Raw genomic sequence first — 12,881 nt, forward strand, 5'->3', positions numbered from 1 at the left:
TATCGTATTAGATAGTTTTAGATTATAATAGATTATTGCGAACTGTTTTTAACCCCTGCTTAGAAAAGTTTATTATCATCAGCTTGATACTCTGAAAGCCTCGTCATAAGTGGCTTTCTGAAAGGCGAAGGGTCCTTGCGAACCGCTAGCTAATGTGGGTATTCAGCAGCACAGAATAATGCCAGCACCAGGGTGAAATTCGGGCTTGGCACTGGTTGACGGAAAAAATCCGAGATCAGTATCTTTGCGCGTTTAGGAGTCAATTATCAACTGCACTCAGATTTTTTATGTCAACTCTGATTCAGTTGCACGATTAACAATGTATTTATATTTTGCGTGCTACTTTGATGGCTGCATGGAAATTGAGAATAACGAAAGAGCTGCAGGGCAATAAGTGCTGTCTACAGGAAGTTGGTAGGTTAAGAGGAGTCGGCAGGAGTCAATCGGAGTCGAGGACAACCATCAGCTATAACTTGGGTGGTACTTTGCCGTAACAATCTTAACCATCCTGTGGATGCACAATAGATCCTGGCTTTCGTCTATCCTGAAGAATCTCATCAGTTAGCTTTAACGCTTAGATTCCTGACGATAGGGTAATACATCATGAAAAAATACTGGTACAGCCTAGTGGCTATTCCACAGCTGGTTTTTGCAATTGGCTTTGAGTTCCCTCCTTATCCTAAGTACGACGCAATGCCCCAACCGCATGTGTTCGGACGTGCAATTACTTCGTGTGCCATTCCTGCAGGAACCTATAGGCTTGATGCTCAATATATGGCCAAATTATATAACATCAGTATCAACAAATTGATGCTGAAATTGCATGTCAATCCTGGTGGACTTATGGTCCTGACCCTGCAACTCAAACCTGACGGCAGAGAAGAGTACTATTTGGTTAATCCCTATGGCAACTCAGAGGATTTAGCCAACCTATGCAATGGCTACCATTTCAGCTTTTGGTTTCAGAACATCAATCTACACGGGAAGAGGTTAAGCGGAGAGATCAACGGTGAATTCATAGCAGCGGATCACAAGAATTATCTGAAAGTGCGCGGTATTGTGGAGAGGTATGACCCTTCATGGCAATCCAGGGTGACTATAAAGCTTTCCAATCACCGAATGTCGCTTGCATACCCTTACGTTGAATAAGCATGGCGCTATTGATGGCTATCAATAACGATGGTGGCAAACTCTCTGGAAGCCAAGGTCTCAGTGACGACAAGTTTGCTTGGCTGAGCGGTCATTTGCTATTGCAGCCCTGCGTACAAGGTGGATTTCCGGGTGTGCCAATGCACTGTTTTCTCCACTTCGATTTTTAAAAAGTACGTTATTTTTGTTTTCCGTTTAGAGGTTTTTGATCGGTTTGTATTGGATAAATTGGCAGACGAAAGGTACTGTTTTAGAGCAATCTATGACTTAGCGTATGTGATTCAAAAATCTAAAGGAAAAGCAATGCCAAGAAGAATGACTCAGACCAAAGCCAGCACGCATCAGGCATTAAAAAATACGTCCTATGAAAGTATCGTTGTCAGTTGGTTGATGCAGGATGGTTGGCAGGTTTTTCTGCCTATTCTGGATCATGGACACCAAACGGACATATTAATTTCTGATGGGCCCAGCTATTACAGAATACAGGTCAAAACCGTCGAAGCCTCCAGTGACGACCACATTGTACATAATCAGTGGTCAGAAAGTAATGTCGATGTAGTCGTGTACTTTGCTCGAAATTCAAATTGGGGTTTCATTGCCCCTGCATTCACTGAAAAGAGGCGATCACTGAGTCACCCGGAACATCGGAAATTTATGCACGACAGAAAGAGCTTTCTGCGTGAGTTTCATCAATTTTAAGAGCGTTAGTCATTGCACTCTGGTCGGTATGGCGAGGTATTTGATGTTTTTTGCTTTTTGCCAATATCCGTTGTTTATGAACAATGGAAAAAAGAGTTGCGAAGCATATATTTTCATCGGGTCAATCACTAAGGAACTTGCTGATAAGGCCAGCCCACCTGATCTGATGGAAAAGGTACAAAGGCTGGCTGCACTCCCATAGAAGTGCAGCTCAGAAAGTATGAATTAGCTGTTGTTCATATACTGACTCGGGTCAATGTAGATACCCAACGAGCGTTTGTCGATACGCTTCTCATTGCTCTGTTCTTTATAGCGGAAAACGACCGTATCACCCACAGCAACCTCCAGAATCTTGTCGGCGGAGAGATATTTATATTCGTCATCAGATATGGTCAGTGTATGGATATAATAATCTGGCATACCCAGCCAGTCACTGTGCGGGCCTTCGGTGCTGATGTTCTCAAGAACACCGCGACCTTCCAGTTTTGGCTTGCGCTTTTGGAAGCTTCTTTGCATGGCAGTATTTGGATTACCGAGGAGTCAAAAAGAGTTTTTCAAATGGTGAGTGCCTTAACTCATGTCGCTAACTATAGGAAGACCGTGATCTCATGTCCATAGCAATAGAATGAAAATGTCGCATTTTCCGTGAAATTCATTCGTTTATGACCCGACTGGAATACTTGCCATGAAGGGACGCAAGACATGGGTGAGTCTATGGTTTTTTGCATATTATACGTTTGCGCCGCTGACGCCACTGATGAACGACATTCCAGCGCCAATAGAGCCTGATCAGCAGGTAGCCAAGAAAACCAAGAATAACACCGGTAATTAATGAGCCAAGATAGAGGGGTTTCCAGATTTTGGCCAGCCCGACACCCACGCCATGTAAAGAGAGTTCGAAGGACGTTTCACTGATGGGAACATCCAGGATGTGGCATCCCACCTTATAAGTGAAATAAAAGATGGCTGGCATGGTGACCGGGTTGGTGATCCAGACCAGGGCTACCGAAAGGGGCAGGTTGCAGCGGAATATGACGGCCATGGCAGCAGCCACAACCATCTGGAAGGGCATGGGTATAAAAGCACAGAACACGCCCACGAAAAAAGCACTGGCTGCTGAACGTCGATTCAGGTGCCAGAGGTTGGCATCGTGAATAGCGCTGCCCAGAAATCGCAGATGGCGGTTGCCCTTGATGGTTCCCGGATCCGGCAGATAGCGTTGTATCAGTTTCCTCGCCATGTCCCTTAAATATACTCTTTCTTTGATCTGAGACTGATTTCCAGTCTGCAGTGTGGACAAATCGTTCCAAAAGCAGTGAATCGAATGCAAAGACTCACTCCCTGAGGCTCGGTTGTCCCCGGTTGTTTTGATCAGGCAGTTTTGTGAGCATTAATCACTCACCCTCTCATTGCCTTGCAGAACCGTTTGACGTTATGCCATCTAACAGTGATACCCCCCAGCATAATCCAATCTTGATGACTATGCTGAGAGCCTGATACGTGCGCCAAACTCATATTGGGTCTGACCTGTGCGCTCTCTGTAAAAAAACTCGACATTATGCACTGATTAAATGAAACACACTATCCGTCTTCCCACAGCTTACTGTAGCTATTTATCGGGAATAGTGCTGACGGTTCTTTTTCCGGCAATACCAGGCGATATGTCTATTTGGTTTATCGGCGTTTTGGCCCTGGTGTTTATTGTGATAGGACTGCTGCATGTCATCAAAGAGGCTGTGGCTTGCCAGAGCATTGTAACGGGTGGCAATGACTTCCCTAAGGGTTTTTCGGTGTTGATCCTTCTTTATCTGGGGTTGGGATTGATCGGAATCTTTACAGGGTTTTTACATGCTGATGGGTTGAAGAAGAGCTGGATAAACAGAGAGCAAGAAAGCAGAGCGATGACAGTAACAGGATTCATCTCTGATATGCCTGCTTATCACCTGCACCTCACCCGCTTTGATTTTACTGTGAAAACCGTGGAAGGGAAGACTGCTGAGCATCTTAAAAAGATTCGACTTAGTTGGTATCAGGCACCTGAAATTCAGGCTGGAGACTTGTGGCAGTTACAGGTACGGATTAAGCACCCTCGGGGCAATCGCAGTCCGGGGGCTTTTGACAGAGAGGCCTGGGCGGCCAGAGAGAATATACAGGCAACGGGTTATGTTAAGTCAGGTGAAAAAATAGCGACTTCAGATGATATGGTTTTTTTCAGAAGTCGATATAGAAGTGCGTTACGACAGTGGCTCTATGAACATTGCAGCAAAAATTCTGCCGCCTTGTTATCAGCCTTGTTAATAGGTGATAAGTCGGGAATCTCTCAGCAACAATGGGAATCGTTGAATCAGACCGGTACGACTCATTTAATGGTGATTTCGGGTCTGCATATAGGTCTCATGGCGGCAGTCGGTTACTGGCTAACGATGATGCTGGCCCGAACAGGCGCTCTTCCTCTCAGGAAGATGACCTTGCCCCGATATGCTGCCGGGGCCGGTTTATTGTTTGCCCTGATCTATGCCTTCATGGCCGGCTTTACGGTGCCGGTTCAAAGAGCACTGGTGATGACCGGTCTGGCATTATCGGGTCCTTTGCTGGGTATTAAAGCCAGGCCCACGACTTTGTTCCTGCTGGCGCTTTGTGTCGTTCTGTCCATCGAGCCTTTGGCAATAACCAGTGCCGGTTTCTGGTATTCCTTTTCGGCGGTAGGCATTTTGCTCTACGGTTGCTGTGGCAGGATTTTTATGAATGCCGATATCAACATGGGAGGCAGGACGAGGCTCTGGCTTAGACCTCAATGGCTGGTTTTCCTGATGTTGGCTCCCATGTTGTTGTTCAATCAGCAATCGGTATCCCTGTTTTCGCCCCTGATTAATCTTGTTGCGATTCCTGTCATGGGGCTACTGGTCGTACCTGCTGCTTTTCTTGCGCTGGCATTGCAGCCGTTTTTCTTTTCGGTCTCTATCGGTATTCTTCATTTTCTGGATGACGCTTTCAGGTTTTGGGATGTGGGGCTGGCCACCGTCTCATCAGTGCCTGCTTTCATGCCTGTTGTTAGCATAGGACTGGTACAAGTTGTCCTGATTGCTGGAGCTGTATTGGTTCTGGCTACACCCAGGGGGCTTGGGTTAAGAGTACTTTTCCCCTTTTTTCTGCTGCCTCTTTTTTTTCCTGACAAGGATCACCCGGCAGCAGGAGAGGTGAAAGTGGCTGTACTGGATGTGGGGCAGGGGGTTGCAGTGCTCTTGCAAACTCGTCAGAACATACTGTTGTATGATACCGGAGTGGCTTCCAGAGGCCGTTTCAACTCGGTGGATGGTATCATTGTTCCGTATCTCAGCCGCCTTGGAATTGACCGGGTAGACCGTGTCATAATTTCTCACGGGGATAACGATCATTCGGGTGGGCTTGAATTGATTCATCAACGGTACCCAGAAGCAGAAATTATGTCGGGCTCTGCGGTTACCGGGTTTGAGGGGGCAATGAGTCCCTGTCTGCCTGGAATGAAATGGCAATGGGACGGAGTAGAGTTCGAGGTTTTGTCGGGCAGCCGGTTATCGGTTTCTGACAACGAGCGATCTTGTGTGTTGAGAGTGACAGCAGGTAATGAAAAGCTGCTCTTAACCGGTGATATTGGTAAAAAAACCGAGTCTCTTCTAATCAATCAGTTTGAAAGTCTCGAGGCTGACTACCTACTGCTTCCACATCATGGTAGCCGTTTTTCAGGTTCGCAAGCGTTTTTGTCCCTGGTCAATCCATCACAGGTGCTGGTGTCCTCGGGTTATCGAAATCCATATGGACATCCGGCGGAGGAGACCCTGAATCGGGTTGAGCGACTCGGGGCAACTCTCTACAACACGGCTACTTCAGGAACGCTTAGTTTTGTCATGGGGAGGGGCCCGGAGGCAGTGAAAAAGTACAAAATTCAAAGTGCCAGATATTGGTGGCGCTGAGTGTAGAGCTACAGTTTAATCGTTGCAGCCATATTGTTGGCAATATTGCGGCTGATACGCATGTGTTCGTGGTTTTAAGCTGATGCTCTATGGTAGAGTCTTTTCATTAAACAGGCTTCTGGAAGGGAATGGGCTGTGTTCGAATTGGTGAAATCCGGTGGTTGGCTGATGCTGCCAATCCTGCTGAGTTCTGTCATTGCCATGGCAATTATTTTTGAACGTCTCTGGACGCTCAGGCCGTCGCGCATTGCACCCAGAAATACTCTGTCTCAGGTCTGGAAGTGGATCAAGAATAATGACCTGGACAGCAAGAAAGTCAGTGGCTTGAGGAGCGGGTCTCCGTTGGGTGAAATCCTTGCGGCAGGCATCAGTAATGCCCGGTATGGCCGCGATATCATGAAAGAAAGTATTGAGGAGCAGGCTGGCAGGGTTATTCATGAACTGGAACGTTATCTTAATACTTTGGGAACGGTTGCTGCCATTGCGCCTTTGCTGGGCCTGTTGGGTACAGTGATTGGTATGATTGATGTGTTTACCGTGATCATGCTGGAAGGCACAGGTAATGCCGGCGTGCTGGCAGGGGGGATCTCCAAAGCTCTGATTACCACTGCAGCTGGCCTGACCGTGGCGATTCCCAGCCTGATCTTTCACCGTTATTTTACCCGCCGTGTGGATGAGCTGGTTGTCACCATGGAGCAGGAAGCCACCAAGTTGGTGGAAGTGCTTCAGGGAGAGCGAAAGCTAAAAGACCGCGAGGGCAAGTGATGAAATTTCGTCGCCAGTCCCGGGAAGAGGTCTCGCTCAACCTGACACCACTGATTGACGTGGTCTTTTTATTGCTGATCTTCTTTATGGTTTCGACGACCTTCACCAAGGAGACTCAGCTGGCCATTGATTTACCGGAGGCCAGTGGTGAGCAAAGAGCAGCTGTTGAGAAGACCCGGGTGGAAATTACCATCAGCCGTGAAGGTTATTATGCTGTGAACGGACGGTCTCTCGTGAACAGCAGTCTGGACACACTGAAAAATGCCTTGGCAAAAGTCAGTGAAGGAGACTCCAACCTGCCTCTTACTATCACGGCAGACGCCAATACGCCTTATCAGTCAGTGGTAACCGCCATGGATGCTGCCGGACAGCTGGGTTTTGCAAACCTCAGCATGACAACTCGAAAACCGGTAGAATCAGAGCAGTAACGGTGAATGAGCCAGAAAGGCCCGTGACCTCTGATACAAGCGCAGTCTTCACAGGCTGCGTTTGCATTTTTTAGTTAAGAGTGACTGACTCCTCATGGAAAACAAAGAATCTCGTCGTTGGCAGGCAGTAATCAGTGACTCGGTTCTCAACTCATGGTACGGCCGCGGGTTCTGGACCCGACTGTTGCTTCCATTGTCTTTTTTATACGCCCGGATAGCCCGAAATCGCCGGATGAAGCTGGAACACTCCGAGCGCTGGCGGTCGCCTGTTCCCGTCATTATTGTTGGCAATATTACGGTAGGGGGTACGGGTAAGACGCCTTTTGTAGCCAGTTTGGTAGCAAGATTAATCCGGCAGGGATTTAAGCCAGGGGTCGCCAGTCGCGGCTTTGGAGCCGACAAAAGCATTCAATTACCCGCAGAAGTTTTGCCTGAGTCCGATCCTGCACTGGTTGGGGATGAGCCTGTAATGCTGGCTCAGCAGCTGAATGTCCCGATCATGGTGGATCCGGATCGGGTTTCAGCAGCAAAAGCACTGATTGAGCAGAAAAATTGTAATCTGGTGATCGCTGATGATGGTCTTCAACACTATAATCTGGATCGTCACGTTGAATTGGTGGTGTTGGATGGCCAGAGAATGCTGGGTAATGGTCTCAACTTGCCTGCCGGGCCCCTCAGGGAGCCACCCGGCAGGCTCAGGGAAGTCGATCAGGTTGTGATCAATGGTAAGCCCTCCGGTGTGGTTGATTGTCACTTTGACTGTTTTTTCCTTGAGCCTGATGCACTCAGGCCTGTCAATGGGAAGAATACGGATCAGCCGCCTGTCTCCGGTAAAGTTCATGCAGTGGCAGGTATAGGGAATCCGGAGCGCTTTTTCAGAACGCTGGAAAAACTGGGATATGAGGTGATTCCCCATCCTTTTCCCGATCATTATGGGTTCAGGAAAGAAGATTTTCAGTTTCGGGACAATCTGCCCGTTATCATGACGGCCAAGGATGCAGTAAAATGCTCTGCTTTCGCAGAATCCCGTTTCTGGTTTCTGCCGGTTCGGGCCAGAGTGCCTGAGACGGTTTTTGAACGCATTCTGACACTGATTGAAACTAATGGGCCGCAGAGTCGGTCTGATAAGGATACCCATGGACAAGAAGCTGTTTGAGATTCTGGCCTGTCCCCTCTGCAAGGGCAATCTGAAATACGACAAATCAGCGGCTGAGCTGATTTGTCGACCCTGCGGCATGGCCTATCCCATTCGTGATGGTATTCCTGTCATGCTGGAAAACGAAGCTCGTACCCTGACTGCTGATGAGCGGCTGGAGGGCGGCGAGGCGGCATCTTCCCAAGAGGATACATCTGCCTGATGAGTGCTTCCACTGCTCCGTTTACAGTTGTTATTCCTGCCCGATTCAGTTCCAGTCGTCTGCCTGGCAAGCCACTGATTGATATCTGCGGTAAGCCTATGATTCAGCACGTCTATGAGCGAGCCTGTGAGAGTCAGGCCACTCGTGTCATTATCGCGACTGATGATGAGCGTATCATCAATGCCGTTGAAAAGTTCGATGCCGAGGCTTGCATGACGCTGGCCGGCCATCCTTCAGGAACCGATCGTCTTCAGGAGGTCACTCGTCTCTATGAAATGGGTGACAACGAAGTGATTGTTAATGTGCAGGGTGATGAGCCACTGATTCCGGCAAAAGTCATCGATCAGGTGGCTAATAATCTGATAAAGACTGAGACAGCGGGTGCTGCAACACTTTCCGAGCCTGTGCGGAATCGAGCCGATCTGTTTAATCCCAATGTGGTCAAAGTAGTGACTGATCGTGAAGGGTTTGCCCTTTACTTCAGTCGCGCTCCTGTGCCCTGGGCCAGAGATGAGTTTGCCGAGAATGGCAGCTCACTGCCCACAGTGGATATTTACAGACGCCACATTGGTATCTATGCGTATCGTGTCAGTCTGCTGAATCAGTATGTGCAATGGGAACAGAGTCCGGTTGAGTCCGTTGAGTCTCTCGAACAGTTGAGACTGCTCTGGAATGGCCATCGTATTCACGTGGCTGACGCCATGGAGACGCCTCCCCATGGGGTGGATACGGAAGCTGATCTTAAAGTGATCAGGGGGCTCGTGGAAAACAGGCTGGCCGATATTTCCTGATGAGAATTCTTGAAAACTATTCCCTCGAAGCCCTGAATACCTTTGGTTTCAGGGTCAATGCTCGCTATTTTGCTGAGGTAGGCTCGATCGGGGACCTTCATGAGGCCATCGCTTTTGCCACTCTGAAAAAACTGCCCGTTGTTCCTCTGGGGGGAGGCAGTAATCTGGTGTTAAGTAGTGATCAGGAAGCTTTGTTTATTCATGTCAATATCCTTGGTAAAAAGATCATTTCCCGAGAGGCTGGATGTGTCAGTGTGACTGCGGGAGCGGGTGAGAACTGGCATGGGTTTGTCCGCTGGACTTTGGGTAAACGGGCATTTGGGCTTGAGAATCTCTCCCTGATTCCGGGGAATGTGGGTGCAGCGCCGATTCAGAATATTGGTGCTTATGGTGTTGAAATCAAAGATTACTTCCAGAGTCTGGAAGCGCTGGATATTCAGTCTGGAGAACTGAAATGCTTTTCTCTTGAGGATTGCCAGTTTGGCTATCGTGACTCGATCTTCAAACAGTCGGCTCGTGACCATTTTATTATCACTTCTGTTACGTTTGCTCTGGATGCCAACTGGTTGCCCAGACTCTCTTATGGCCATTTGCAGCAGGAAGTAGAGCGGCGCTCAAACAAGCATCCTGATGCCTTTGCGATCAGTGACGTGGTCTGTGATATTCGCAGAGAAAAGTTGCCTGACCCATCAGAACTGGGTAATGCCGGTAGCTTTTTTAAAAACCCTCTGGTGGATGAAGCGCTTTTGAAGAGGGTGCAGACAGATTACCCTGACATCGTGGCCTATCCCTTTGAAGGGCGTTGGAAGCTGGCCGCTGGCTGGCTGATTGATCGGGCAGGCCTCAAGGGTTTTCGTCAGGGATCGGTTGGCACTTATCACAAGCAGGCTCTGGTACTGGTCAATCATGGCGGGGCAGAGCCTGATGATTTGCTGAGGCTGGCCAGACACATCCGGGCTGTTGTTCATGATCAGTTCGGTGTCGAGCTTGAGATGGAACCAAGAGTCTATTGATTTTTATTCTGTTCTCTCAAAAACCAGTGCCAGTTTTCTGGCAATCTTTTTCCCTTCTTGTGGTGAAGAAAAAACCGTTTCCGGGCTGTCTACTCTTAAGTAAGTACGAGATTTTTTCTGTTCGATGAAAGCCTGTGATGCAGTGAGGCTTGTACTGTAAATGGAGTTTTCATGCGCAGTGTTCTGTCATTATTGGTGCCATACCTGTTTGTGAGCCTATTGGTTACAAGCGTGTCCGCGGAAGATTGGCTGTCAGCCCCTTCCGCCTTCTCAGAGCCCGGTGTCCGAATCAAGAGTGAAGGCCATTCAGAAGCTGCTTCCAGTCAGCAGTTGATCAGTTGGATGTCGACAGCGCCCCAGCACGGTATTGAGTTCCCTCAGAGTCAGTGGCTGCAGTTGGCGACTGATCCCTCTGAGCAGAATGTTCGAAAAGTAGCTTCCGAATTTGCGGCTTATCTGGATACCGGGCGACTGGACAGAAGAGTTTATCAGCCCGGATGGAGGATTGCAGACACAGCTGCCTTGCCTGTATTACAGGAGCATATGGACTCCAACTCGCTTGATTTGATTGAGCCCAGGCTGCCGCAATATGAGTTGTTCAAGAAAACACTGCAACGATTGAATACTCATCTGGAAAAAGCCATTGATCACTTTCCGGCGGATAGGGTGCTGCAAGAAGGAGATCGTCATCCTTCCATTTTGACTCTGAACCGATGGTTGATTGATCTGGATCTGGCCGATCGTTTGCCAGCAGGGCAGTTCAGTCGATCCCACACGTCAGTGATCAAGAATTTACAAAAGCAATATAGGATTCGTGCGGACGGGTATATTGGTCAGCGCACTCGTCAGGCTCTGGTTGCATTAACCCTTGAAAGAATCAAAGTCCTGAAGGTGAATATGGAGCGAATGAGGTGGATGCCCAGATCATTGCCTTATCCTCATGTGCTGGTGGATATTGCTGGTTTTAATGTGGCCTGGGTGACGGGTAGAGAAAAACAGAGGCTCTATCGGGCCATCGTTGGCAAGCCTTCTCGCCAGACTCCGATTTTTCAGGAAAGTATAGAGAGTATTACAGTCAATCCTTACTGGCGAGTACCATCTTCTATTTCCTCAACTTCGTTATTGAGAAGGGCTCAGAAAGATCCTGCATTCCTGAAACGTGAGGGTTTTTCTGTTTATGAGAGCTGGAAATCAAGTGCAAGAGAGCTGGATCCTGATACTATCAACTGGAACAAATACAGTCAGAGGGGCTTTCCCTATCGTTTGGAGCAGAAGCCGGGGAAGGTGAATCCATTGGGTAAGTATAAGTTGGACTCTCCCAATGCCTACAGTGTCTATCTGCACGATACTGACAAGCCAGATCTTTTCAGGCAGTCTGTCAGAACCTTCAGTTCCGGTTGCACCCGGGTTGAGAATATTGAGCATTTAATCGGTAATATTCTTAAAAGTCAGGGAATGGAAAATGAAGTAAGGACGTTGCAGGCCACCACGGAGACAGGTAAGTTAAAACTCAGAAAACCCGTTCCACTCTATTTTGTTTACTTCACAGCCTGGCCAGATAGCAGTGGCCGTGTTCGATTCAGGCCGGACATTTACAACCTGGATGATGCTTTGTTGGCCAGACTGTAAGTGCAATCAAAACAGGCTTTCGAATTATCTTCGCTATAGGCATTGTAAGTTGGTATGCTGACGGTATTGACTGGACCATCTTCATGGATTGACACTCTGTTACTTTCAGGGACAGGGTGTTTTTAGCCGATAAGAGTTTTCGGATGACTGCCAAGACAGCCGCTGTGTCTTCTATACCTCAGACCCATCGTCAGGAATTGATTGTTGATTTAATTCGTCAGCATGGCTTTATGACGACAGATGAATTGGTGCAACACTTTAAAGTGGCTGCCCAGACGATTCGCAGAGATCTCAATGAGTTGGACAAAAAAAAACTGATCTCACGGCATCATGGTGGGGCAGGTCTGCCGTCCAGTAGTACTGTTAATACTGCTTATTCTGAGCGAAAGATGAGCCTGAGTGAAGAAAAGGATCGCATTGCAGCAGAGCTGGTCAAGAGAATACCTGATGGTGCATCGCTGTTTATCAATATCGGCACTTCAACTGAAGCGGTTGCCAGGGCATTGCTTAATCACAGGGCGTTAAGAGTCGTTACCAATAACCTTCATGTGGCTTCAATTCTTTTACAGCGTGAAGACTTTACCGTTGTGATTGCAGGGGGGGAAGTTCGAAATCGTGATGGTGGTATTGTCGGTCAGGCAACTCGGGATTTTATTGAACAATTCAGAGTAGATTATGCTGTTATGGGGATCAGTGGTATCGATATGGACGGAGCCCTGATGGACTTCGATTATCATGAGGTTAGGGTCGCACAGGCCATGATTGGTAATGCCAAACACTGTTTTCTGGCGGCAGACCATAGTAAATACGGACGGAGTGCCATGGTCAGGTTGGGGCATCTTGAGCAGATTGATGTCTTATTCACGGATGTTGAGCCACCTGAGCCACTCGAGGAGGTTATAGCAAATTCGGCGATAGAGTTGGTGATTTGCGACTAGCAATTATCGTTGTTAAAAAAAGGAGAGGTATTACCTCTCCTTTTTTTTATAAGAGTCGATGTAGTCTGACAGGTCTACAACGATGGACTCTCTTCGAAACAACTAAGCCCGGTGATGGCTCACCGGGCTGGATTATTAGTTTTCCTGTGATGCAGAGACAG

Annotated in this window: 13 protein-coding genes; 11 read left to right on the forward strand and 2 right to left on the reverse strand. The window is 48.1% G+C overall.

Annotated features, from left to right (window positions below):
* Positions 1-603 precede the first annotated feature (603 nt).
* Positions 604-1,149: a hypothetical protein gene (locus KDK16_RS03940; RefSeq protein ID WP_257252914.1), complete on the forward strand. Its 546-nt coding sequence runs from the start codon at positions 604-606 to the stop codon at positions 1,147-1,149.
* Positions 1,150-1,452: 303 nt separating this feature from the next.
* Positions 1,453-1,848, forward strand: coding sequence for a hypothetical protein (locus KDK16_RS03945; RefSeq protein ID WP_257252916.1), 396 nt, complete (start codon positions 1,453-1,455; stop codon positions 1,846-1,848).
* A gap of 225 nt (positions 1,849-2,073) precedes the next feature.
* Here the strand turns inward: KDK16_RS03945 and KDK16_RS03950 are convergent, their stop codons facing one another.
* Both KDK16_RS03950 and KDK16_RS03955 read right to left on the reverse strand, forming a co-directional pair.
* Positions 2,074-2,364, reverse strand: a complete 291-nt coding sequence (locus tag KDK16_RS03950; protein ID WP_257252918.1) for a hypothetical protein — start codon at positions 2,362-2,364, stop codon at positions 2,074-2,076.
* Positions 2,365-2,560: 196 nt separating this feature from the next.
* Complete coding sequence (locus tag KDK16_RS03955; protein WP_257252920.1) at positions 2,561-3,088, reverse strand: DUF2062 domain-containing protein; 528 nt, start codon at positions 3,086-3,088, stop codon at positions 2,561-2,563.
* A 421-nt stretch (positions 3,089-3,509) separates the two neighbouring features.
* Here KDK16_RS03955 and KDK16_RS03960 point away from each other — a divergent pair, with 421 nt between their 5' ends.
* The 9 genes from KDK16_RS03960 to KDK16_RS04000 all read left to right on the forward strand — a co-directional run bounded on the left by KDK16_RS03960 (position 3,510) and on the right by KDK16_RS04000 (position 12,720).
* Positions 3,510-5,798: a DNA internalization-related competence protein ComEC/Rec2 gene (locus KDK16_RS03960; protein ID WP_257274767.1), complete on the forward strand. Its 2,289-nt coding sequence runs from the start codon at positions 3,510-3,512 to the stop codon at positions 5,796-5,798.
* A 135-nt stretch (positions 5,799-5,933) separates the two neighbouring features.
* Positions 5,934-6,563, forward strand: a complete 630-nt coding sequence (locus tag KDK16_RS03965) for a MotA/TolQ/ExbB proton channel family protein (RefSeq protein WP_257252922.1) — start codon at positions 5,934-5,936, stop codon at positions 6,561-6,563.
* Positions 6,563-6,991: a biopolymer transporter ExbD gene (locus tag KDK16_RS03970; protein ID WP_257252924.1), complete on the forward strand. Its 429-nt coding sequence runs from the start codon at positions 6,563-6,565 to the stop codon at positions 6,989-6,991. Before KDK16_RS03965 ends, KDK16_RS03970 begins: the two co-directional genes overlap by 1 nt.
* A gap of 94 nt (positions 6,992-7,085) precedes the next feature.
* Complete coding sequence (lpxK, locus tag KDK16_RS03975) at positions 7,086-8,147, forward strand: tetraacyldisaccharide 4'-kinase (protein ID WP_257252925.1); 1,062 nt, start codon at positions 7,086-7,088, stop codon at positions 8,145-8,147.
* A complete protein-coding gene (locus tag KDK16_RS03980; RefSeq protein WP_257252927.1) occupies positions 8,128-8,349 on the forward strand; it encodes a Trm112 family protein in 222 nt (73 codons plus the stop codon). Before lpxK ends, KDK16_RS03980 begins: the two co-directional genes overlap by 20 nt.
* Positions 8,349-9,140 (forward strand): 3-deoxy-manno-octulosonate cytidylyltransferase, encoded by a 792-nt coding sequence (kdsB, locus tag KDK16_RS03985; protein WP_257274769.1) that lies wholly within the window; start codon positions 8,349-8,351, stop codon positions 9,138-9,140. The genes KDK16_RS03980 and kdsB overlap by 1 nt, the downstream gene beginning before the upstream one ends.
* Positions 9,140-10,153, forward strand: coding sequence for a UDP-N-acetylmuramate dehydrogenase (gene murB / locus KDK16_RS03990; RefSeq protein WP_257252929.1), 1,014 nt, complete (start codon positions 9,140-9,142; stop codon positions 10,151-10,153). The genes kdsB and murB overlap by 1 nt, the downstream gene beginning before the upstream one ends.
* A gap of 231 nt (positions 10,154-10,384) precedes the next feature.
* The gene (locus KDK16_RS13485; protein WP_257252930.1) at positions 10,385-11,782 is read left to right on the forward strand and encodes a L,D-transpeptidase family protein; all 1,398 of its coding nucleotides are present in this window, start codon (positions 10,385-10,387) and stop codon (positions 11,780-11,782) included.
* A gap of 173 nt (positions 11,783-11,955) precedes the next feature.
* A complete protein-coding gene (locus KDK16_RS04000) occupies positions 11,956-12,720 on the forward strand; it encodes a DeoR/GlpR family transcriptional regulator (RefSeq protein WP_257252937.1) in 765 nt (254 codons plus the stop codon).
* Positions 12,721-12,881 lie beyond the last annotated feature (161 nt).

It is taken from the genome of Endozoicomonas sp. SESOKO4, assembly GCF_024606275.1.